At 69.3% G+C, this 22,979-nt stretch carries 14 protein-coding genes and 7 pseudogenes; 10 read left to right on the forward strand and 11 right to left on the reverse strand.

Annotation, left to right across the window (positions count from 1 at the left end):
- Positions 1 to 1,264: RHS repeat-associated core domain-containing protein (locus tag HDC93_RS35380; RefSeq protein WP_311774720.1), on the forward strand; the 1,264-nt coding region annotated here is incomplete at its 5' end.
- A 93-nt stretch (positions 1,265 to 1,357) separates the two neighbouring features.
- On the forward strand, positions 1,358 to 2,266 hold the full coding sequence (locus HDC93_RS35385) for a DUF4240 domain-containing protein (RefSeq protein ID WP_185014918.1): 909 nt from the start codon (positions 1,358 to 1,360) through the stop codon (positions 2,264 to 2,266).
- 183 nt (positions 2,267 to 2,449) lie between these two features.
- On the opposite strand, the gene HDC93_RS35390 is transcribed toward HDC93_RS35385, so the two are convergent.
- The gene (locus HDC93_RS35390; protein WP_185014919.1) at positions 2,450 to 4,267 is read right to left on the reverse strand and encodes an ATP-binding cassette domain-containing protein; all 1,818 of its coding nucleotides are present in this window, start codon (positions 4,265 to 4,267) and stop codon (positions 2,450 to 2,452) included.
- 333 nt (positions 4,268 to 4,600) lie between these two features.
- Between HDC93_RS35390 and HDC93_RS35395 the strand changes: the two genes are divergently transcribed.
- The 3 genes and pseudogenes from HDC93_RS35395 to HDC93_RS39490 form a co-directional block, all read left to right on the forward strand.
- A complete protein-coding gene (locus HDC93_RS35395; RefSeq protein WP_185014920.1) occupies positions 4,601 to 5,557 on the forward strand; it encodes a GlxA family transcriptional regulator in 957 nt (318 codons plus the stop codon).
- Between the two features lie 297 nt (positions 5,558 to 5,854).
- A complete protein-coding gene (gene gap, locus HDC93_RS35400; protein WP_185014921.1) occupies positions 5,855 to 6,853 on the forward strand; it encodes a type I glyceraldehyde-3-phosphate dehydrogenase in 999 nt (332 codons plus the stop codon).
- A gap of 488 nt (positions 6,854 to 7,341) precedes the next feature.
- Positions 7,342 to 7,872: pseudogene (locus HDC93_RS39490) on the forward strand (hypothetical protein); the annotation flags it as partial.
- A 335-nt stretch (positions 7,873 to 8,207) separates the two neighbouring features.
- Here HDC93_RS39490 and HDC93_RS39495 read toward each other — a convergent pair.
- Positions 8,208 to 8,348: a hypothetical protein gene (locus HDC93_RS39495; RefSeq protein WP_311774723.1), complete on the reverse strand. Its 141-nt coding sequence runs from the start codon at positions 8,346 to 8,348 to the stop codon at positions 8,208 to 8,210.
- Between the two features lie 58 nt (positions 8,349 to 8,406).
- Between HDC93_RS39495 and HDC93_RS39500 the strand changes: the two are divergent.
- Positions 8,407 to 8,568 (forward strand): annotated as a pseudogene (locus HDC93_RS39500) (RICIN domain-containing protein); the annotation flags it as partial.
- Positions 8,569 to 8,632: 64 nt separating this feature from the next.
- Here the strand turns inward: HDC93_RS39500 and HDC93_RS35410 are convergent.
- Positions 8,633 to 9,136: a hypothetical protein gene (locus HDC93_RS35410; RefSeq protein ID WP_185014944.1), complete on the reverse strand. Its 504-nt coding sequence runs from the start codon at positions 9,134 to 9,136 to the stop codon at positions 8,633 to 8,635.
- A gap of 80 nt (positions 9,137 to 9,216) precedes the next feature.
- On the opposite strand from HDC93_RS35410, the pseudogene HDC93_RS35415 reads away from it, so the two are divergent.
- Both HDC93_RS35415 and HDC93_RS35420 read left to right on the forward strand, forming a co-directional pair.
- Positions 9,217 to 10,806: pseudogene (locus tag HDC93_RS35415) on the forward strand (FG-GAP-like repeat-containing protein); the annotation flags it as partial.
- 197 nt (positions 10,807 to 11,003) lie between these two features.
- The gene (locus tag HDC93_RS35420; RefSeq protein ID WP_185014922.1) at positions 11,004 to 12,332 is read left to right on the forward strand and encodes an aldehyde dehydrogenase family protein; all 1,329 of its coding nucleotides are present in this window, start codon (positions 11,004 to 11,006) and stop codon (positions 12,330 to 12,332) included.
- 129 nt (positions 12,333 to 12,461) lie between these two features.
- Here HDC93_RS35420 and HDC93_RS35425 read toward each other — a convergent pair.
- A pseudogene (locus tag HDC93_RS35425) lies at positions 12,462 to 13,515 on the reverse strand (fatty acid desaturase family protein).
- A gap of 117 nt (positions 13,516 to 13,632) precedes the next feature.
- Positions 13,633 to 15,156, reverse strand: a complete 1,524-nt coding sequence (locus HDC93_RS35430; protein ID WP_185014923.1) for an alpha/beta fold hydrolase — start codon at positions 15,154 to 15,156, stop codon at positions 13,633 to 13,635.
- A 123-nt stretch (positions 15,157 to 15,279) separates the two neighbouring features.
- On the opposite strand from HDC93_RS35430, the gene HDC93_RS35435 reads away from it, so the two are divergent.
- The gene (locus tag HDC93_RS35435; RefSeq protein ID WP_185014946.1) at positions 15,280 to 16,224 is read left to right on the forward strand and encodes a MerR family transcriptional regulator; all 945 of its coding nucleotides are present in this window, start codon (positions 15,280 to 15,282) and stop codon (positions 16,222 to 16,224) included.
- Between the two features lie 138 nt (positions 16,225 to 16,362).
- Here the strand turns inward: HDC93_RS35435 and HDC93_RS35440 are convergent, their stop codons facing one another.
- The 6 genes and pseudogenes from HDC93_RS35440 to HDC93_RS35460 form a co-directional block, all read right to left on the reverse strand.
- The gene (locus HDC93_RS35440) at positions 16,363 to 16,752 is read right to left on the reverse strand and encodes a thiol-disulfide oxidoreductase DCC family protein (protein ID WP_185014924.1); all 390 of its coding nucleotides are present in this window, start codon (positions 16,750 to 16,752) and stop codon (positions 16,363 to 16,365) included.
- Positions 16,753 to 17,142: 390 nt separating this feature from the next.
- Positions 17,143 to 17,614: pseudogene (locus tag HDC93_RS35445) on the reverse strand (hypothetical protein); the annotation flags it as partial.
- Between the two features lie 66 nt (positions 17,615 to 17,680).
- Positions 17,681 to 18,666 (reverse strand): annotated as a pseudogene (locus tag HDC93_RS35450) (transposase); the annotation flags it as partial.
- Positions 18,667 to 18,830: 164 nt separating this feature from the next.
- A pseudogene (locus tag HDC93_RS39855) lies at positions 18,831 to 18,986 on the reverse strand (IS1380 family transposase); the annotation flags it as partial.
- Positions 18,987 to 19,254: 268 nt separating this feature from the next.
- Entirely contained in the window at positions 19,255 to 19,473 is a 219-nt protein-coding gene (locus tag HDC93_RS39505; RefSeq protein ID WP_311774722.1) for an aldehyde dehydrogenase family protein, read from the reverse strand.
- A 34-nt stretch (positions 19,474 to 19,507) separates the two neighbouring features.
- Entirely contained in the window at positions 19,508 to 20,482 is a 975-nt protein-coding gene (locus tag HDC93_RS35460; RefSeq protein WP_185014925.1) for a GNAT family N-acetyltransferase, read from the reverse strand.
- Between the two features lie 1,228 nt (positions 20,483 to 21,710).
- On the opposite strand from HDC93_RS35460, the gene HDC93_RS39055 reads away from it, so the two are divergent.
- Positions 21,711 to 22,931, forward strand: coding sequence for a C40 family peptidase (locus HDC93_RS39055; protein ID WP_260419956.1), 1,221 nt, complete (start codon positions 21,711 to 21,713; stop codon positions 22,929 to 22,931).
- Positions 22,932 to 22,979 lie beyond the last annotated feature (48 nt).

The following is a 22,979-nucleotide window of genomic DNA, read 5'->3' on the forward strand; positions in this document are numbered from 1 at the left end:
CCATGGACACCCGCCACCGACCGGCACGAGCACGGCAACTCGCCCGCACACCAGCGCACCTCACCTGCACGTTTCACGATGCACGGGTCTCACTGCGGCCGGTGTCCCCGGCCTGGATTGTCCCACCACAGGCGGCACCGCGAGCAACCACAGCTACGACAGTGCCGATCGCATCGTCGACACCGGCTACACCTACGACGCCTTCGGCCGTGCATCCGCGAACCCTGGAAGCAGCACGATCGCGTACTACGCCAACGACCTCGCCTACCAGCAGACCGACAACGGCAAGCGCCAGACCTGGCACCTCGACGCCCGCCTGCGCTTCCGGTCCTGGAAGACGGAGACCGGCAGCGGCTCCACCTGGACCCAGACCGCATCCAAAGTCAACCACTACGACAGCGACGGCAGCGTCCCCCGCTGGATCATCGAGGACACCGCAACGGGCGCACTGACCCGAAACGTGACCGGCCTCGACGGCAGCCTGGCGGCTACGACCACCAAGACCGGCGGAACGGTCCTTCAGCTCACCAACATCCACGGAGACGTCAGCCTCGTCCTCCCTCTGGATACCAGCGTCGCACCGACCGTCCTGGACACTGACGAGTACGGAAACTCCAAGGTCGGCCAAACCGCAGCCCGCTACGACTGGCTCGGAAGCCAGGGCGTCTCAAAGGATGCCCTCGGTGGTCTGCTGGTCACGGGGGTCCGGGTGTATAATCCCGCAACCGGGCTCTTCCTCTCTCCCGACCCCGTGGTGGGAGGAAACGCAAACGCCTACGGCTATCCCACTGACCCGATCAACTACATGGACGCGGACGGCCGTTGGGCCATTGTCGTGGCCCCGGGATACTGGCTTGCCGTCGGCACTGCAGTCGCGATCGCATATATCATCCTTCTAGCGACCGCGTATATCTGCCAGGCACTTGGATGCACGATCAGCATGCCTGGCCCGGACGTTCCCCTCCCAAACCCGAGATCGAAGTCGGCCAAGAAGTACAAGAACAGCAAGTACATCGGCTACATGATCTACTACAAGGGTAAGGTCTGGAAATACGGGATATCCCGAGTCGGTAAGAGCAGGCCGGCGAGTCAGATCAGCTCCTGCAACAGGTATTACCGAGTATCGAGCGGGTGCAGGTACACCGTACTGAGGAGCAACATGAAGGGATGGTTCTACGCCCGCAGCTGGGAAGCAGCCATGATCCTTCAGTATGTGGCCAGGCATCGCCACTGCCCACCAGGGCAGGCGAAGAGCTGCCGGTAGGATGCCGCGCGCACAGGGCTGAGCAAAAGACAAGCGGGTGGGCCGCCAAGGTGGCCCACCCGCTGCACTCATCAGTGGCAAGGAAGCTGATCCATGACAGAAGAAGAGTTCTGGTCCCTCATTGACCTTCTCGAAGGCGTGGCAAACCAGCGAACCACTCCGGCACTGGCAGAGACCCTAGCGAGAGAGGGCAAAGATCGCATTGAAGAGTTCGCCGACATATTGGCGGCAATGGTGCAGCAAATTGAAACTGAGACCCTCTCGAGAATTCCGGCTCGCGACGTGAATGATCCGCCAGACGCGCCGCCGGTGCCACTGCTTGGTGACGCGCTTGTCAATATCCGATACGCAATCGTGGCAGCGGGTAGGTCGCAATATCAGCAGATCCAGAGAAATCCCGACCGGGTGGCCGACTGCACTTGGAACTTCAGCGAGTCCGATGGCCTAGCCGAGGCTGTCTCCATGGCCTATGAGAAAACCACCGGAGAACCATGGCTAGGCCCGCTTCCTGGATTCGGCATGGATGACCCCCGAGAGTTGGCAGCCATTGCCGAAAAGGACACCCCTTGGCTTATCGTCGCAGTGCACGGCGACCGGGACATTCCCACGGCGTACTTCGATGCAGCCGACACTGTGGTCGAGATGGTCCAGGGTGATCCGCAGTGGAAAACTTGGTGGTCGCGCTCCGCGACGCACGACCTGGCTATCGAGATCGAATACACTTCGCAGGCAGAGCGCAGCAGCGTCACCACCCGAAGGGGACGGGTTCAGGCCTCGTTCCGCAGGAACGACTCACGCTTTCGAGGTTTGAACAAGGGCGGTCTCGCTTACCTTGCTGCCACTGATCTGGAAGCAGTCCTCACACTGGTATCTACGTCTCTGAGACTGCCTTCTCCACCTGAAGTACCTCGTCCGGCGCATGCCACCCCGCCGACGAGGCGAGATGGCGTTGCACGCGCACGGCTGGAAGAACTGCGGCAACGGCATCGCAAGCGCCCCTGAACAAGGTGATCACCTTGTGGTGACTATTTCACCGGCCACCCCGCTGCCTTAGCAGAGGGGTAGGTCGGCGTGAAGGGCCAATGCCTGACCGTGCAGGGTGCGCTCGGACGACCCCACCCGATCCAGCGATGGCGCCACACCTGTTGCGATGGATAAGGTCAGGCGCAATGGAGCTGAGCTGCATCAACTTGAGCACCCTGCCACCGCTACAGGCCAAACCCCCGGAGAAGAGGTGTTCTCCAGGCGATGCGTGACCACGATGGTGATGCGGTCGGCGGCGATGGCCTTGATCTGTTCGAAGATGCCGTGTTCACCGCGCGGATCCATCTGGGAGGTGGGCTCGTCGAGGATCAGAAGCCCGGGCTTGCGGTACAGGGCCCTGGAACAGGCGACGCGCTGCCAGAGACCGCCGGAGAGTTCCGATCCACCGAAGATGTCGCGGGCGAGCAGTGTGTCCAGGCCGGCAGGCAGGTCATCGACGGCCTCACGCAGGCCGGCGGCGTCGACGGCCTCCCACACGGCCGCGTCGTCATGGGTGCGGGGCTGCCCGAGAGTGATGTTCTCCCGGACGCGCAGCGGCCACTGGGCGAAAATTTGAGGTACGAGGCCGGTGTGCGCCCAGACGGTGGCGGGGACGACTTCGGCGAGGTCCACACCGTTCCAGCGGACCTTGCCCTTGTCCGCCAGATAGATCCCGGTGATCAGCCGGGTGAGGGTGGACTTGCCGGAGCCGTTCGCTCCGACGATGGCCAGGATCTCGCCGCGCCGTAGCCTGAGTGAGACGCCGTCCACGGCGGATTTGTCCTTGCCCGGGTACTGGTAGGTGGCTTCCTCCAGCCTGATCTCCTCGATCGGGGCGGTCACGCTGCGGGGGCCGCGTCGGGGAGCGCGGTCCGCGGCGTCGTCGAGGAACGACTGCGTGTCGCCGAGGTAGAGGCTGGTGTGGAAGACGGCCGCACCGTTGACGACGACCTGGGACAGGGCGCCGAGCGTCGTCTGCACGGCGACGACGGCGGTGGCGGCGACCGCGAGGTCGATGCGTCCGCTGACGGTGAGCCAGGCCAGCGCTCCCCACGTGGCGACGAGGAAGACGCCGCCGGCCAGCGAGGAGAGCAGGGAGATCCGCAGGGTCCGTGGCGTCGCGGCGAGGGTGCGGCGGTCACAGCGGTCCGACAGGGCCCGGTACCAGTAGGTCAGGTAGTCGGTCATCGAGTTGGCGCGGACTTCGTCGCCGTACTTCGAGGTGGTGGCCCACCAGCGCATCATGCCGCGTACGTTGCGGTCGGCCACATTGGCGTAGTGCGTCTCGTAGTCCACCCGCGCCGTCATGACGGCTCCGATGCCGGCGGGGAGCACGGCGAGCAGCAGCAACGGCAGCATCAGCACGTTCAGTACCGACAGGACGCTGCCGGCGGTGACCATACGGATCAGGGCGGACACGAAGCGCTGGGCGTCGGTGACCATCACGTGCGTACGGATCACCCCCATCTCGGCGGCTTCCTGACGGTCCGAGAAGCCGTCCACGGCATACGCGGCGGCCTCGACCCGGCACACCGCCTCGACGAGGGCGCTGTCCGTCTCCGTCGTCAGGCGGGGGGTGACGCGCCGCTCGGCATACGTGGCCACCGAGCCCGCGCCACGGCCGAGCGAGGCGGCCAACGCCAGGACCAGGAGCGCGGGCAGGGCGCTGCGCAGCCGGTCGGTGACGGCGGCGTCGGACAGGAGCGGCCCCATGGCCTCGGCGGTCGCGGTCAGCAGGACGGCGGCCGAGACACCGGTGATCACCTGGCAGCCCAACAGGAGTTGCACCGCACGCCGGTCGGTCCTCCATGACAACCGGGCGATCCTGAGGAGCACCTTGGGAATGTGGGCGCACATCCGCCCGAAGGACACTTCGGCCAGCGGGTTGACCGCGTACTGCCCGTTGTAGGTGATTTCCGCCGGCGGTGGAAACGGCGGTGGCGCGGTGTCCTGCTGCTCGTGAGATTCAGTTGAAGTCAACGTGGTCCCCCTTCGTCGCGGCTGGTCACATGGCTCAACGACACCGCCGGGTTTTCGAACACCTGTGTTTCGGACGGACCTGAAACCTTGCGGTTGAGCGCCCGACGGAGCATGCGCAGTGCACCGACCCTTGCCGTGCAAAGGGCGAGGCTGCGACCGGGGGTGGCCAAAACGCCGATGACACCCTGACCACGGCGCCCTGCGCACTGCGGCAGCCGGGGCGGTGGTGGCACAGGGTGTGGAGTGCGCCGAGGGAGGACAGCCCCGATGGTGTCGGCTGCTCGGCCCGGGCAGTGGGCGTTCCGGCGCCCGGCTCCCCGTAGCCTCTCTTCCGTGCCGTCCTCCCGTCTCCACCGTGTCGCCGTCCTCGTGCTCGAGGGTGCCAAGCCGCTCGACGTCGGCATTCCGGCGCAGGTCTTCACGACCCGCGCGAGCATGCCGTACGAGGTGCGGGTGTGCGGGGCGACACCCGGTCTCGTGACCGGCGGCGACGGGCTCGCGTACCACGTCGCCCACGGCCTGGACGCGCTGGCGTGGGCCGACATCGTCTTCGTCCCCGGCTACCGGCACCCGGACCTGGAGGACCCGCCGCAGCCCGTCGTCGACGCGTTGATCGCCGCCCACGCGCGCGGCGCGCGGCTGGCCGCCATCTCCACCGGGGCTTTCGCGCTCGCCGCGACGGGCCTGCTCGACGGCAGGCGCGCCACGACGCACTGGCACTACACGCGAGCCCTCACGGCCAGGTACCCGCGCGTCCAGGTCGACGAGAACGTGCTGTTCGTCGATGAGGGCAGCGTGCTCACCTCGGCCGGCGCCGCCTCCGGCATCGACCTGTGCCTGCACATCCTGCGCGGCGACCTGGGAGTGGCCGCCTCCAATCACGCGGCCCGTCGACTGGTCGCGGCCCCCTACCGCAGCGGCGGCCAGGCCCAGTACGTGCCGCGCAGTGTGCCCGAGCCGCTCGGCGAGCGCTTCGGCACCACCCGCGAGTGGGCGCTGCACCGGCTCGGCGAGCCACTCTCCCTCGACCTGCTGGCGCGGCAGGCCGGGGTGTCGGCGCGCACGTTCTCCCGGCGCTTCGTCGAGGAGACCGGCTACACGCCGATGCAGTGGGTGATGCGCGCCCGCATCGACCGGGCCCGGGAACTGCTGGAGCGCTCCGAGCGCAGCGTCGAACAGATCGCCGCCGACGTGGGGCTCGGTACCGGCGCGAACCTGCGCCTGCACTTCCAGCACATCCTGGGCACCACACCGAGCGAGTACCGACGCACCTTCACCCGGGGCGAGTAGCCGCGACGGACTCATGACGGGGTCCGCGACGGACTCATGACGGGGTCCGCGACGGACTCATGACGGGATCCGTGACAGGACCCGTGACGGGATCCGCGACAGGACCCGTGACGGGATCCGTGACAGGACCCGTGACGGGAATCGAGGTGCGATCCGTGGAGGAGGCCTTGGAGACATCCGTGGCGTGATCCATGGCGGGGCCCTTTGGCGGGATCCTTTTGAACCGTGGCGATCGCGCCACTGTCGGCGGTGTGAGCTGCGAGCGAGCCTGGTGGCGATAACGAAGGGACATCACTCATGACTCGCATCGCCATCAACGGATTCGGCCGCATCGGGCGCAATGTGCTGCGCGCCCTGCTGGAGCGCCACAGCGCCCTCGAGATCGTCGCCGTCAACGACCTCACCGAGCCCGCCACGCTCGCCCGGCTGCTCGCCTACGACTCGACGGCTGGCCGCCTCGGGCGTCCGGTGACCGTGGAGGGGGATGTCCTCGTCGTCGACGGCCGCCGGATCAAGGTGCTGGCCGAGCGTGAACCGGCGCAGCTGCCCTGGGCCGAACTCGGCGTCGACATCGTCCTCGAAGCCACCGGCCGCTTCACCTCCGCCAAGGCCGCCCGCGCCCACCTCGACGCGGGCGCGCGCAAGGTGCTGGTCAGCGCGCCGTCGGACGGCGCCGACGTCACCCTCGCCTTCGGGGTCAACACCGACTCCTACGACCCGGACCTGCACACGATCGTCTCCAACGCCTCCTGCACCACCAACGCCCTCGCCCCGCTGGCGAAGGTGCTCGACGACCTCGCCGGCATCGAGCACGGATTCATGACGACCGTGCACGCCTACACGCAGGAGCAGAACCTGCAGGACGGTCCGCACCGCGACGCCCGTCGCGCCCGGGCCGCCGGCGTGAACATCGTGCCGACCACGACCGGCGCCGCCAAGGCGATCGGACTGGTCCTGCCCGGCCTGGACGGCAGGCTGTCGGGCGACTCGATCCGCGTACCGGTGCCGGTGGGCTCGATCGTCGAACTCAACACGACGGTCGCCCGCGACGTGACCCGCGACGACGTGCTCGCCGCCTACCGTGCCGCGGCCGAGGGACTGCTCGCCGGTGTCCTCGAGTACTCCGACGACCCGCTGGTCTCCTCTGACATCGTGGGCAATCCCGCCTCGTCCATCTTCGACTCGGCCCTCACCCGCGTCGACGGCCGCCACGTGAAGGTGGTCGCCTGGTACGACAACGAGTGGGGCTTCTCCAACCGCGTGATCGACACGCTGCAGCTCCTCGCCGCCGGCTGACGGGACCCCGTAGGGCGGGCATGGCCGCGCTGCCATCCCGCCCATGCCCCTGCTCCCGCACCCCCGCCCGGCAGCGTCAAAGCCGTGCCTGCCATTACCTCCTGAGGGTGACTGGCCTTTCGGTCGCATCCTGGTGAGCGCCTCCCCCCGTCAACAGGGCGCCCGGGGCCGCGGGTTGGGTAAACACTCCCTTTCGAGACGATTGCGTGATCTGGCATCCCGCTGTTCGTCCCTGGTTGTCCCTTGTGAGCGTCACCATCGCAGAGCGCCGGTACCGGCGTGGCGGCGGTGCGCAGCCGGCCGAGTACCGCTTGTAGTCGGCGCTGGGGTGAACGGCGAAAGGGATGACCATGAGCATTGATCAAGCAGCGACGACGGGGGACGAGCAAGCCGCCCCGGTGATCAGCACCTTCGCGGGGACCGGGGTCGCGGGGTCCGCAGGGGACGCCGAGCCCGCTGTGTCGGCCCAGTTGAACCGTCCGCTGGGGATGGCGGTGGACAGTTACGGCACCGTGTACATCTCCGAGTACGCCGGCCACCGGGTCCGTAAGGTCACAACTGACGGGAGGATCAGCACATGTGCGGGGAACGGGACCCCGGGCGCCCTGGGTGATGGCGGCCCCGCCGTCTCGGCCCAGTTGAGAAATCCGCGCGAGGTGGCGGTGGACGGCGCGGGCAACCTCTACATCGCCGATGCCGGCAATCACCGGATCCGGAAGGTGACGGCCGACGGAAAGATCAGCACCTTCGCCGGCACCGGCCACGCAAGCTCCGGCGGTGACGGAGGTCTCGCCACCGCCGCCCAGTTGAACAGCCCGCTCGGCGTGGCGGTGGACAGCGCAGGCAACCTCTACATCTGCGAGCACGGCGGCCACCGGGTCCGGAAGGTCACGCCCGACGGGAAGATCAGTACGTATGCGGGGAACGGGTCCCCGGGCGCCCTGGGTGATGGCGGCCCTGCCGTCTCGGCCCAACTGAGGCACCCGGTCGGAGTGGCCGTGGACCGCGTGGGCAACCTCTACATCGCCGACTACTACAACCACCGGATCAGGAAGGTCACGCCTGACGGAAACATCGGCACGTTCGCAGGCAAGGGCTCCGCGAACTTCAGCGGTGATGGCGGTCTCGCCACCGCCGCCCAGCTGCACTACCCCGTGGCCGTGGTGGCGGACAGCACCGGCGCCCTCTACATCTCCGACCACAGCAACAACCGGGTCCGGAAGGTCACGGCCGACGGAAAGATCAGTACGGTCGCGGGCACGGGCGCCGCGAACTTCGGCGGTGACGGCGGCCCGGCCGTCTCGGCCCAGCTGCGCAACCCCTATGGGCTCGCAGTGGATTGCGTCGACGCGCTCTACTTCGCCGACCATGCCAACGACAGGGCCCGGAAGATCGCGTCGGCGAAGATGGCCGGGCGGCCCGAGTCGGGCACGGTGGTCGCCTGGGCCAACGTCCGGAGCAGGCTGCGGATGGGGGTCGTGCGTGAGTCCGTCAAGGACGGGGCCGAGGTCCAGCAGGTGCTCGCCAACTCCAGGGATCAGCAGCGGTGGCGGTTGGTCGCCGCGGGCCAGGACGACGGCGATGTCCTGTACAGGATCGAGAACGTGCGCAGCGGCAAGGTCCTGGAGGTGGCCGGCGCGCGGGAGGGCTCCGGTGCGGTGGTGGCGCAGCGCGCCTACGAGGGTGCTGAAGCCCGCCACCAGCAGTGGCGGCTGATCCGTGTGACGCGCGAGGGGGCAGGGGCGGTCTCGCCGCCCCTGCCCCCTCATGGGCCCTTCGTCACTGCGACTTGGGCGGGGTCTCGGCAGTTGCCTTGGGTGCCTTGGGCGCCGGCGGTGGCTCGGAGGCTTCCGGGGTCTTGGGGGGCTTGGCGTAGTCGCTCTTCTTCGGCCTGCTCTCCAGGTCCTTGTCCTTTTGCAGGCCGCTGTGATCCGTCACCGTCGTACTCGCCTGGTTCATGCCGGCGGATGCCGCGGCGGACACCGAGCCGGCATGGGGGTGCTCGGCCTGCGCACCGGCCGAAGCCTGGGTGGTCTGGATGAAGGAGCCGAGGAAGGCCAGAACGGCCCGCGCTTCGGGCGACTGCTCCCGCACTACTTTCGCCCGGGAGGAAGCCCCGTGGATCTCACGGCTGAACAGGCTCGTGCTCTTGTCGTCGTACGTGTCCTCCTCGGCGTCCTCGAAGTCGATGTCCGCGCCCGGCTGTTGCTTGGTGGCGTCGGTGGTCACGGAGAAGAGCCCCGCGCTGTTCTTCGCGAAGTCGAAGATGTTGTCGAACACCATGGTCATCACCCCTGGTCGTCGTGGCGGCGGCGCGGCCCGGTCAAGGCCCCTTGTACAGCGCCCGTTGGCTGTAGGTCAGGCTCCGTCAGTGGGACGCCGCCGCCGGCAAGAAGGCGCAGCAGTGGCACGTCGTCCCCGTCGAGGGCGAAGCGGGCCTCTACTTCATCGAGGACGCGACCGGCCGGGCCGTTCTCGACCTCGCCGACCCCGGAATGGAGGACACCCGGGTCGTCCTGCGGGAGTACGACGACAGCGCGGAGAGCCAGCGCTGGCGGTTCGTCCCGGCCGAGCCCCGGCGCACCAGCGACCCCGCGTTGCGCTGGGCACCACTGAGCCACTGGAACGGCCGCCGGTCCTGGCGGCTGGCCCGCTCGACCGCGCTGCGGCCCGCACCCGAGGCGACGCCCTCCTTCAGCGACATGCTGCTGGTCCTCGAGCGGTTCGGGAGCGACCAGGCAGCCGGCGGCTGGAAGAGCACCAGAGCAGACGGCCGCTCCCACAGAGGGCAAGCGGCTCCATGGGCGTGGGTCGGTGACCGGCTCCTCGCCGACACGACGGGAGCCGGCCAGGCGGACATCGTGGGGCTCAAACCCGCGAAGGGGGCAGTGACGGCCTCCAGCAGAGGCGACGGCACCTTTCAGGACGGTGAGCGCGTCCTGCACCCGCCCGCACCCTCTCCCAGCACCGAAGACCTGTGGACTCTCGCGGACACGACGGGCGACGGCAAGCCTGACGCCGTCGTGCTGGCCGCCGACGGTGTCCGCAGGTTCCTGCAGGACGAGGCCGGAACGTTCGCACTCACGAGCGGCGAGCCGGCTCTCAAGGCATTCGGGCACGGCAGACAGGCCGGCGGGTGGCTCGCCGACAAGCACCCTCGCTTCCTCGCCGACGCCACCGGTGACGGCAGGCTCGACATCGTCGGCTTCCACGACGACGGCGTCTGGATCTCACTCCAGGACGAGGAGGGGAAGTTCGCGTCACTCGCCGACGAACCGGTCCTCCGGGCGTTCGGCCACGACGAAAAGGCGGGCGGATGGCTGGCCGACAAGCACCCTCGCCTCCTCGGCGACACCACCGGTGACGGCAGGCTCGACATCGTCGGCTTCCACGACGACGGCGTCTGGATCTCACTCCAGGACGAAGACGGCACCTTCGCCGACCCGCTGTACATCCTCGACGACTTCGGCGTCGACCAGGGGTGGAGCACGGCCGGGGAACACCCCCGGTTCCTGGCCGGCACCACCGTTGGCGCAGCCGCGGACATCGTCGGTTTCGGCCCGCAGGGCGTCGTCGTCGCGCGCGGGCGCGGCGACGGCACGTTCGACGCCGCGGAGCTTGTCCTCAACGATTTCGGGCTCGCCCAGGGGTGGACGAGTGACAGGCATCTCCGGTTCCTCGCCGACGTCACCGGCGACGGCACCCCGGACATCGTCGGCTTCGGCGACGAAGGGGTCTGGGTGGCGCACAACCGTGGCGATGGCCGATTCGAGCAGGCCCAGCTGGTGTGCCGGGGCTTCGGGTACAACGACGACGCCGGTGCCTGGCGGGTAGGCCGCCACCCTCGCTTCCTCGCCGACATCACCGGCGACGGACGCGTCGACATCGTCGGCTTCGGCGGCCCGGGCGTGTACGTGGCCCGAAACCTCTTCCGCCGCTTCAGGACCCGATGACCCTCGAAGGTCCCCTCGGCCCGCCGACCGAACGGCGCCACCCAAGAACCGTCGGGTCGATCCCCGCCGCCCCTGTCCTGCGGCGGGGACTCGACCCGCTGTGACACACGGCACGGATGAGGTTCATGAAGGGTGGAATCCAGAGGCGCGGTCAGAAGGTTGGTATATACATCCGACTGTGACTCTGCGAGGAACCCGTGAACGATTCCGCCCCTGAGCAGCCCGCCGACGTCGTCGCCCGTCTGCGCGCCACCTTCCGTACCGGCCGTACCAAGCCCGTCGAGTGGCGCACGGCCCAGCTGCGCCGGCTGCGCGACATGCTCACGGAGAACGGCGCGGACCTGGCCGGCGCCCTCCGCGCCGACCTGGGCAAGAGCGCCACCGAGGCCTACCGCACCGAGATCGACTTCACTGTCCGTGAGATCGACCACACCCTCGATCACCTCGCGGACTGGCTGCGCCCCGAGCCCGCCCCGACCCCGGCCCACCTCGGCGCGGACGTGACGGTCTGGACGCAGTACGACCCGCTGGGCGTCGTCCTCGTCATCGCGCCCTGGAACTACCCGGCTCAGCTTCTGCTCGCCCCGGTCGTCGGCGCCCTGGCCGCGGGCAACGCGGTGGTCGCCAAGCCGAGCGAGCTGTCCCCGGCCACCTCCGCTGCCCTGGCCCGGCTGCTGCCGGCGTACCTCGACGCCGACGCGGTCGCCGTGGTGGAGGGCGGCGTTCCCGAGACCACGGCCCTGCTGGCGGAACGTTTCGACCACATCTTCTACACCGGCAACGGCACGGTCGGCCGCATCGTGCTGCGCGCCGCCGCCGCCGCCGAGCATCTCACCCCGGTCACCCTCGAGCTCGGCGGCAAGTCACCGGCGTTCGTCGACCGCGACACCGACCTGGCCGTCGTCGCGGAGCGGCTGGCCCACGGCAAGTTCCTCAACGCCGGACAGACCTGCGTCGCCCCCGACTACGTCCTGACCGACCCGGAGACCGCGGCGGCCCTTGAGCCACTGCTCGCGGACGCCGTGAAGACACTGTACGGAAGCGACCCGGCCGCCTCCGGCGAGTACGGGCGGATCATCAACGAACGGCACTTCGACCGGCTCACCGGCCTGCTCGACTCCGGCCGCACCGTCGTGGGCGGCACGAGTGACCGGACGGCGAAGTACATCGCGCCCACCGTCCTGGCAGGCGTCGACCCCGACGCGCCCGTCATGCAGGAGGAGATCTTCGGCCCCATCCTGCCGATCGTGACGGTCCCCGGTCTCGACGAGGCGATCGACTTCATCAACGACCGGGACAAGCCGCTCGCCCTGTACGTCTTCAGCGAGTCCGACGGGACGCGGCGCCGGTTCGCCGCCGAGACCTCCTCGGGCGGCCTCGGCCACGGACTTCCGCTCGCCCATCTCACCGTCTCCGACCTGCCGTTCGGCGGGGTGGGGGAGAGCGGCATGGGCAACTATCACGGCCGCTACTCCATCGAGACCTTCAGCCACCGCAAGGCGGTCCTGGACAAGCCACTGCACTGACGCCCCCGGCACGATCCGACACGGCCGCGCCTCACGGCCGGCGCGGCGAGCACCGGCACCGCGCCGTCCCCCTGGGCCGGCGCGGTGCCCCAGAGAAGCCGTCCGGTCCCTGCCGGACCGTGCTCCGGGTCAGCCTTGCGTCGCGGCGCGCAGCGGCTCGCCGACACTCCGCAGGTGGCGCAGCGCCTCCCGGTGCGAGGCGATCAGCCCCGTCCGGTGGTACGGGATGCCCAGCTCCGCGCAGTACCGCTCGGTGATGACCTGCGCCCTGGCGAGTGCAGGTGTCGGCATGCTGGGGAAGAGGTGGTGCTCGATCTGGTGGTTCAGCCCGCCCATGAAGGCGTCGATCAGAGCACCGCCGCGGACATTGCGCGAGGTGAGGACCTGGCGGCGCAGAAAGTCCAGCCGGGTCCCCTCCTCGATCATCGGGCATCCCCTTGTGGTTGGGCGCGAACACCGAACCGAGGTAGATGCCGAACAGGCCCTGGTGGACTGCGAGGAAAAGAAGCGCCCTGGCGGGGGAGAGGACGGTGAAGAGGCCGCCGAAGTACGCCACGAAGTGAACCACGAGCAGCGTGCACTCGAGTGCGGGCCTTTTCACCGACGGACTTTTCAGAGCGCGGAAACTGCTGAAGCTCAGATTCAGACCTTCCAGGGTCAGCAGCGGGAAGAAGAGCGCGGCCTGGTGCTTTCCGACGAAACGCGGCAGGCCCCGTGCCCGGCGCGCCTGCCGACGCGACCAGACGAGAATGTCCGGCGAGACGTCCGGGTCCTTTCCCTCGTGATTGGGATTCGCGTGATGCCGGGTGTGCTTGTTCATCCACCACCCGTAGCTCATGCCCAGCAACAGGTCGGCGACCAGCAGTCCCCCTGCCTCACTGGGCCGCCGCCGGGAAAAGACCTGATGGTGGGCGAGGTCGTGGGCAGCCAGTCCGAGCTGGCCGAAGACCACGGCCAGAGCGACGGCGACAAACAGCTGACCCCAACTGTCCCCCAGCGCGAGAAACGCGCCGACGCACCCCGCGAGGGCGAGGGCGACCAGCCCGAATCGGACCGTGTAATACACAGGACGGCGCCGTAGAAGCCCGGCCTCGGTTATACGCCGAGACAATTCAGAGAAGTCACTTCCCCTGTTCTTCTCCTGTCGTTCTCCTTGCCTCGACGGGTCCACCGGAAGCGCCATGGATTTGCTCATGGAGCTCAGTATTCAGATCATTCTCCGGCGGCAGAATGGCGTTCCCCCCCCTCTGGGGTGGAGTTGGCGCCACCATGCTGTGGGGGGAACACCGCAGCCAGGCCCTCAGCCGGTCAGGTGGGCGACCACCGAGCGCATCGCACGCTGCAACGCCGGCCGCGTCTGCTCCGGTGGGTCGATGGTCTCGAACCCATGGTGGCCGTTGGGGACATCGACCAACTCCAGTCGCGCTGCGCACCCCTTGGCCGCGCTCACGAACGCATCGACGGTCGCGGCGATCTCGGCTGCCTCCCGCCCGGCGCGCAGGAGGACGAAGGGCAGGGGCCCCGCCTGATCGACCGCCCTGGCGGGGTGGAAGCGGCTGCCGGCCATCCCCCAGGCGGGGAGGGGGGCCAGGACGGGGTAGGAGGCGGCCAGACAGCGCAGCCAGGCGGGTGGCCGTGCCAGCCAGTCCGTGGTGAGAAGGCCGCCACCGGAGAAGAACCACAGGGCGATCCGGTCCGAGTCCACCCGGGTGTCGGCCCGCACCAGTTCCACCGCGGCGGCGACGTCCGCGGCGGCGCGGTCGTAGTCCGCGACGTCGTGCAGACGGTGGTCGAGCGTCACGCCGACCATGCCCTCGGCGGCCGCGAGGCGGGCGTATCCCACCAGGGCCGGCCACTCACGGGGACGCGGCCGCGCTCCGGCGGGCACCGGCCCGCCGTGCACGAAGATCACCGCAGGGCGCGGGCCGTCACTGTCGGGGACGTACAGATCGACACGCCCCCGGCGGTCGCGAGGCAGCTCGGGCACGTCCAGTGGGAACGGGCGCAGGTGGGCGGGCGCCGAATCACCGTTCCCGGCAGGCCGCAGGCGGTGCCCCTCACCCGCCGCCGCCCGCTGCAGGACGTCTGCCAGTGCGTCGGGGCAGGACACCATCGGCCAGTGCCCGGTGGGCAGTTCGAAGAAGGTGACCTGAGGTTCGGTGAGGACGGCCAGCGCGGGATCACCGAAGTCCACGAGCCTCTGCACCTGGTCGATGCGGGCGCCGTTCCGGGCGCACAGCACGCCGGTCACGGGAACCGCGGCCACCGCTCCGGTCAGCCGCAGCGGCTGGAACAGGGTGCCCAGCGGCTGCGGCGCCGCCAGAGCGGTCAGCCGCTTGAGCTCCGCCTCCCCGACACCGGCGGTACTGCCCCAGCGTCCCCACTCGTCGAGGCCCGGCGGTGCCAGAACACCCTCGCGCTCACCCGCCTCGGCACGTTCGGCCAACTGCGCACGCAGAGCCTGGTCCGGCACGGCGGCCAGCGCCGGAACGCCGTTCTGCGGCATCCCGCAGTCCAGGTACACGACGCGTGCCACGCGCTCCGCCCGCCGGTCGGCGGCGCCGAGCACCGGATGGATCCCGTAGTCGTGACCGACGAGCACGATCTCCGGCCCATGCGTCGCGCCCACCGCGTCGATCGCCGCGATCACGTCCTCGATGTGCGTCTCCAGACCGACGTGCCCCGACGGGGCGGGCCGGGCCGGGTCGATGCCCGTCAGCGGGACCGCGTGCGCCGCGCTGCCCGCCGCGACCAGCCGCTCGGCCGTCTCCTGCCAGACATGGGCCCCGGTGAACACACCCGCCACCATGATGAACACCTGCACAAAGGCCTCCCCGCACTCGTCACATGACGCCGCGCCGGTCGCGTACGCCATCCTCCGCGGGCCACGGCACCTGCCCCGTCCCGCGCACCGGTACCGTAGGAACTCCCCTTAAGGGAGGTTCAACTGTCCACGTCGCACGAGCTGTTGCGGAGCATCGGGGAGCTCGCCGAGCGCGCCGGTGCCACGGTGAAGACCGTCCGCTTCTACTCCGACCAAGGCCTGCTTCCCGAGGCCGCCCGCAGCAGTGGCGGACACCGCCGCTACGGCCCCCATGCACTGGAACAACTGCAGCTGATCCGCTCCCTGCGCACCCTTGACCTGCCCCTGCCCGAGATACGCCGCATCCTCGAGGACGAAGACGCAGCCGGCCACGCGCTGGAGAACGCCGTCGACAGCCGTCTGCGCGAGCTCGGCAGCGAGCTGAAGGCCCTGCGCTGGCGGGAAGCGGCACTCCAACTGGTGCGGGACTGCCCGCCGGCCCAGCGCGCCGGCCGGCTGAGGCTGCTCGGCACGCTGAACACCCCGCCGAGCACCGCACCACTGGCCAGGTTCTGGCGCACCTGGCTGCCACCACGGATGCCGCGCCTGGCAACCGCGGCATTCCTGGAGGTGGCCGTCCCCCAGCCGCCCGACGAACCGCACCCGTCCCAGGCACTCGCCTTCGCCCAGCTCCACGCCATGACGACGGCTCCCTGCCCAGGCGACCGTCAACCCCAACCAGAAGTGCACCGAGCAGCGGGCGCCGGCGGCGCCGCCCTGTTGTACGCGGGTCTCGTAGAGGCATTCGAACTCGCCGCCCGTCATCTGCGCAGGGCGCGCGACCCGCATCCGGGCGAGGCCCTGGACGCCTACGTCGCGGCATACGCGAGCGCCTACCGCAGCCGGGACACGCCCGACTTCCGCCGCCTGCTCGACGCCCGCCTGTCGGCCGACCCGCGCCTGGACCGCTACTGGGAACTCACCGCCGTCGTCCTGACTCCGCCGGGCGGCAGCCCCCAGCCGACGCCCGGCTCCGCGGACGACTGGCTGCGTGCGGCCCTGCAACGGGACAACGCCGGAGCGGCATGACGGGAGGACCCGCGACAGGCTGCCCGTCTCGTCTTCTCGTCTCGTCGCGACCTCGTCATCCCGCGGTGCGTGAGCCGCTGAGAATGTCGGGGACGTCGGGGACGTCGGGGACGTCGGGGACGTCGGGGACGGCGCAGGCTATTCCCTGCGAGTCTTCGAACCAGGCACCGCACACGCCGCCGTCCCTCCAGGCAGTCGCCTCCGGTTGTCGGCCACGAGCCGGTACACGCCATGGGCGACCCAGCGCACGGGCGGCAGGGTGAGGACCGCTCCTACGACGGACCACACGCCGCCCGCGCTCAGCAGGACCTTCGCCACGGCCCGCGCGCCGCCGTACACCAGCCCGGTGGGTGTCACCCACAGGGCCTCGTGGCGGGCCCGCTCCTCAGTGACGCCGAGCGGCTCGAGGTCCGCGTGCTGCCATGCCACAACCTCACAGCGGGGCCGCACCAGACGCTGGACGACGTCCACCGACGTGGTGCAGAAGCCGCAGTCTCCGTCGAAGATCAGCACTGGTCGCATCCGCACGCCTCCATCGTGCCGTACCCGCGGCGGATCCGCCCCGGCTCCGGGCGGTGGGGAGGTGCCCCGATGGTGGAACTGATCAAGGATGGGCAACACTTGATCCAGGGAAGCCTTCTTGGGGAAGGCCTGGGGGGAGAGGCGGTGACGACGAGTGGGTGAGCAAGGTGGCCGCGACTGGGTGTGCATGACTCCGGACGACTTCGACTGTGATGCGCCGCCCCGTCCGGAGGTGGACGGACGGATCCCCGCCGAGCTGGACGAGTGCGGTACGGCGCCTCTCTTCGGCGACGATCCGGTACCGGCAGGAACCGACCGACCCACTTCGCACCCCGTCCAACGTGGCTATCAGGGGCGGTTGTTCTAGGACGCCACCCTTGCAGCCACTGCCATCGCTCACAGTCGGTCCCCCCTGCCGGCTGGTTCCGGGGGATGCAGCCCGCCACCGTCCTTGACGTCCTGCTCGCAGGTTCGTCGGTCGTAGGACTGGTCATTGGGGATCAACAGCACTCCGGCAACCTGCCCTGGGTGCTCGACGGCGAGCCATTCATCACCCGTGCGGTCACCACCCGGCCCGAACGCCTCGGACGAATAGGGCGTCTGACTCCCCAAAGCCGCGCGCCTCTCATCGACCGCGCAGGCGTCCACCGCCGGGCCCGATGTCTCGTCGGCGCCGTCGAAGCGGTAGTGGAAGTGGACCCGGTCACCTTCGGAGGGCACCTGCGGGTGGGTCTCCAGGCGCCAGTCGACGATTTCGGCGGTGACACCGAGAGGGGCCTGGACGTGTCCTCGACGTGCACCTTGACACCCGCCGCACCGCGCTCCGCCGTCGTGTCGGTGCAGCCCACGGGGAAGAGCAGCCGGAAAGGACGCTGAACTCACGCTCGCAGAGTGATCAATAACCGCGTGCCCACCTTCACGGGGAAGGCCCGATGTCGGCTGTGGTGGCGGTGCCCGACCACCACAGCCAGACCGGCTTGTTCACCCCGCGGCTGGGCAGCCTCGCCACAGTCAGGCCGATGACGTTGCCTTCGATGACGGGCAGCGGACCGTCGTGGTGGATCCAGGCTGCCCGACGGGTCAGCCTCGGGTGCAGCCGGTCCCACTCCTGCGCGGTCGCCTTCCCGTAGAGACCGGTGTCGGTGGCCGTCACGGCCTGCTCGATACCCCACGTGGCGGGTTCGCCGAAGACGAACTCGCCCCCGTGCTTGGGTGGTCGGCCGCCCTTGGGGTCATAGCCCCGCGGCGGTGTCGGCCGTCGCATGACACGGTCGGATCGGAGCCGGCCGAAGTTCTCAACGGGAAGATCGTTCAACAGGTGGGCGATGCGGGGTGCGTCGTATCCGGCGTCCAGCACGACCAGGACCTCCGGGTCGCCCGGCTTCCACTGGCCGGCGACGAGCCGCTCGACCAGCTCGCGGAGCTGGACCGTGGTCACCGCGGCGACATCAGCGCCGGGCTCCAGACGGACCGCGTCCAGCACCGCCGTCCAGGGCGTTCGGCCGGTCTCCAGTGCAGCCACGATCGAGTACGGCCAGCCCGGGACCATCTGGCGCTTGCCCTCACCCCGGCCGAACGTGTGGCAAAGGATCGGTCAGCGCAGGTGTTGGAGTCCGGCCGCAGCCATGGTGAGACGTCCGCGGCCAGCACGATCCGAGCGTCCGCCGCCCTCGGCAACGGCATTCCGGCCAGAGCCCGACGTAGCCGGCGGAAATCTATCCGCCCCTGGTTGGGGCCGTCGTAGAGGGCTCCGTGGCCTCGGCGGTGTTCTGGCGCGAGCGCCAGGTCGACCAGCGTCCGCACCGGCCCGTCGCCGCACAACAGCGCATCGCATATCTCGAACAGCGCGTCACCCCACGCGGCGAGACACGCGTACAACTCCGTCCGGAAGCATGACACTTCCGTGAGCGCATCCCGCAGGACGCCCTGATATCCCAAACTCACGACCACGGCCTTCGTACTGGTTCCTCTGCCTCTGTGACGGAGCACATGATCGGACGAAGGCCGCCCTCACGTCCGCTGAACTGCGAGAGCGCCGATCAAGTTCGAGTCGCATTGGACAACCTGACCTTGAATGCCATCGTGTCCGAGTGCGCGACGACCAGCACTCCGTCCAGGTCCACGGTCACCTGCCTGTCGGCGTCCGGAGCCCGACCTGCAGCCAACTTCCAGACGTGGCTGCGGGCTCCGGCCCGAGCCGCGCGGATCGCGGTCAGTGCCTTCCCGCCGGCGGTGGCGAGGAGCTGGAGGACGGGTGCCGGTTCCTCGACCGGCACCTGAAGTGACGCAGGGCCACCCGGCGAACAGCGGGCGGTAGTCCCTCACGGCCAAAACGCTGCCATCGAAAGGGACAGGTCGCTGTCTCCTCGAAGGCAGCGATCAATACAAGCGAGGAGCCCGTGGCCGACCCGTTCGTGATGCGCAGCTGATGTGCATGCTGTTGTCGACGTCCACGGGGACAGCGGGCTCGTGGAAGCAGCCGCCGGGCGTCGGACGGGTTTCCGCCGGTCAGTGCCCGGGCGCCCTCGCCGCGCCCGAGGTCGACGTACCGGCGACCTTGTCCCGCTGGTCCTCGAAGGCGAGCGGGTCGAGCGCGGTCGTCTCCTCCAGCGGATCGCCGATGCGGATGGCCTTCGCGCGTTCGCAGACACGCTCGAGGAACTCGCCGTAGACGGACCGGTGCGCGAATACCCGGCTATCGGCGAATTTCCGCCTGTCGCCGAGCACGATTCCGACCTCGAAACCGAAGACGACGATGGACTCAGCGCCAGTCGTCGATCACGTAGGCGTCGGGGTGGCTGTAGCCGGGTGCGTTGGGCCTGTGCATGGTCACACCTTGCAGCCAGGTGCGGAAACCGCGGTCGGCCATGCGCTGGTAGGCATCCTGGCGGGCCAGGTTCACTCCGGCGTCCAGTTGTCCCAGTCTCTTCTCGGTGGCCAGCTGCTCGCACGCGTTCAGCAGTCGCTCGAACCGGTCCCCGGCGTCCGGGCCAGGTCGCACGGCGCCGAACTTGACGAAACACACGTCCTCACCGGCCTCTGACCCCGCTCCGCAGTGGCAGACGGCCAGACCGTCGAGGTCGGAGCCGGCGCCCTCGAGGAGGACGGTGTCACCGAGCCCCTGCGCCTGTGTGGCGACGATCTCGCGCTCCAGGCTCAGGCCCTCGTACACGGCCCCCGTCAGTGCGCGACCGAGGCTCAGTGCGTCGGGCCGCTCGGCGGCGGTCAGCTCGCCGTACAGCACGCGGCCGGGGGCTGTGGCACCGGCGGTGACCTGCTTCTTCATGATGGCTGTGAGGAATCGGGGCCAGAAACCGTACCGGCGGTATATCTCGAGGTGCTTGGGGCTGTGCGAGAAGGTGAACAGGCCGAGGTGGTGGTTCTCCCAGGTGTCGAAGCAGGCCATGACCGGTTCCATGAGTCGCCTGCCGATGCCCTGGTCCCACAGATCCGGATGTACGGTCAGCGGGCCGAAGAACCCGACGCTGCCCCAGTCGGCGGCGAAGTTCGATCCGACGACCTCGCCCTCGACGGTCGCCGCGAAGGCCGCGTATGGATCTGCCGCCCAGCGGGTGCGGACATAGTCGGCCGCCCCGAAGAACGTCTCCGGCTCAGGGGCCCCCAGGAAGGTCCCGAAGGCGAACCTGAAGATCTCGTCGGCCCGGTCCAGGTCTGACTCGACAAGCGGGCGGACCGACACCGACGCGGCGACACCCGTTCGCTTCGCTGCGGGCATGATCGCCCTCCTTTCCGCCCCCGCTTCCATCGCACCACGGATGTGCGCCGCGGGCGAAGGGAGATCCTGCGGTATCTGGAGGATCGATGTGGCCAGGACCGTGAGACTGTAGGACATGAAGGCACCCATGATGGTGCCGGTCACTGTCCCCCTCGACTTCGTGGGCCTGACCGACGACGACCGGGGCGCCTGCTCGGAAGACCGGGGCGCCTGCTCGTCTTCGGGGCCGCCGTAGCTCTGTTCCTGCTGATGTTCGCGGAGCTGCTGATCGGGTATCAGCAGCCCGCACGGATGCGTCGGCGCCGATTGCTCGATCTTTGGTGCTTGCATGGGAATTCAGATTCCCGTGGGGGCAACAGTACCTACTGCTATCGCGGTTCGACGCTTTGCGGGGGCCCGCGGCGTAGTGGGATCCCCGTCAGTGACCCTGCCGAATCTTCCCGCGATCCAGTTGATCCATCGACGAGTGCTGGCTCCGACAGCGCCACTCGGACAGCGTCATGCTGCCGCAGACCAACCCACTCAACCTGAGCAGCTACTCACTCCTGCAGACGCTCGACTGCCTGTTCCGACATATCTCGCCCGATCGCTGAAGTCGCGCAGCAGCTGCTTGCGTCGCGCTTGCGCGCCCTGACGGCCGCACGGATCTCGTAGCGCTCCGTCTCCGTGCTGATGTGGTGGCACGAGCACCGGCGGTGCGAGGGCGATGGTCCGCACGGACTGGTGCCGGGGGTGTCGAGCGGTGACCCGGTGCAGGCGGCAGGGTCCGGATTCGTACAGTCGCACCCGAGGAACTCGCGGACGGCACGCCACTGAAACGAGCGTCAACTCGGCACGGCTGCCGGGGCCGGGGGAGATTCCACGGGCAGGCCTCCAGGACGGGTCGGTGATCCGGTCGCTCCCCTGTACGCGGTGTTCGCCAGGCCCCGGAGGGTGAGCAGCGGTCCTTCGTGGTGAGCAAGGGACCAAGGTCACAAAAGCATATCGGGCATTTGCGGCTTCGATCTTCACGAGAGGAACACAAGCTGGCTAAGTTGGTCACTGTCTGCACGAGTTCCATCGGTCGACAGGTGGGCTTGTGCACTCTCGGATGAAAGGAGCGCCCATTCCATGGCGTCGGAACGAACCTCGCGCCCCGGAGTGACCGGCTTCGCGGACAGGGCCAACTCCCTTGCCCCGCAAGCCCTTACTGTCGAGGTCCGACTCTCGCAGTCTGCTGGTGACCGCGTTGACGACTGAGAGCGAGGCGCCGAGCCCTGACGAGGTCCGGCGGTATGTCGACAGCCTCTACGACCGGGCCGAGAGCGACACGGGCAGGTTCAACGCGACCCGCGCCGCCGGGATCCCGCGCCAGCGGAGCACGACCACCCGCGATCGTTCCCGGGAGGACGCGGAGCCTGCGCTCGGAGGCCTTGCCCGGCAGTGGTTCGACGCGGCCCGCGCCAAGCTGGGCCCGACGGTGCCCGCGTCGCTGCCGGACAGAAGGCTGCCGGCCGTTCCCGACCGCGCACCGCGAGCGGCGCGCCCGGTGAGCCAGGCCGCACGTCCCGCGGAGCCCCTCGCCTTGGATGCGCCCAGGACGCCCGAGGTGCCCACCAGCGTTGCGTGGGAGCTGACCGGCGGATCAGCTCAGCCACTACCGCCGACCGCTGCCCTCCCGCAGCTCTCCGGCCGGCCCGCCGCGCCGGGCGCCGCAGGCGAATCCCGCGGGGACGAGAGCGCCTGGCGTGCCGATGCGCAGCCGGCCTCCGTCGATGCGGTGGCGCCATGGCCGGTGTACGAGCCTGAGCCGTCTCCCGCCCTGGATTCCGGCCCGGTGCTCGCCCCGCAGCCCGCCGCGGCGCTGCCCACCGGTCCAGACCCCACCGCGATCTATGGCACCGGTCTGCCGGACACCCCTGCGCCGGCCGCGACGGCACTTGCTCCGGCACTGCCCGCCGACCCGATCAGTGCACCCGCCCTCGCGGTGCCCTCAGCGGCTGCCATGCCGACGGCACAAGTCACCGCCGCTGCTTGGGAAACCACCTCCACCACCGCCACATCGGCGACCTACGGTGGTGGATCCTGGCAGTCCCCGGACACCATCCACAGGACCCAGGCCGAGCTGGTGATCGCCTTCGCCCGAGCGCAGATCGGTCGGCCCTGCGTATGGGGCGCGGTCGGGCCGGGATCGTACGACGCGCCCGGTCTCACCCAGGCCGCGTGGAAGGCCGCGGGCGTCACGCTTCCCCGGACCACCGAGGCCCAGTGGAGGGCCGGGACGCAGGTCCCGCTCGCCGACATTCAGGTCGGAGACCTGGTCTTCTTCCATGACGACCTCCGCCACGTCGGCATCTGCAGCGGCAACGGCACGATGATTCACGCACCGGGCCCGGGAGCACGCATCGGTGAGGAGTCGGTGTTCTACGCCGGCCGGTCGGCGATCAGGGGTGTGATCCGCCCGACCTGACGCCGCCCCCCGCCTCCGGCGGCGCGTCACCCGGTGAACTCAGGGCGT

It is taken from the genome of Streptomyces sp. AK010, from assembly GCF_014207295.1.
GTDB classification, from domain to species: domain Bacteria; phylum Actinomycetota; class Actinomycetes; order Streptomycetales; family Streptomycetaceae; genus Streptomyces; species Streptomyces massasporeus.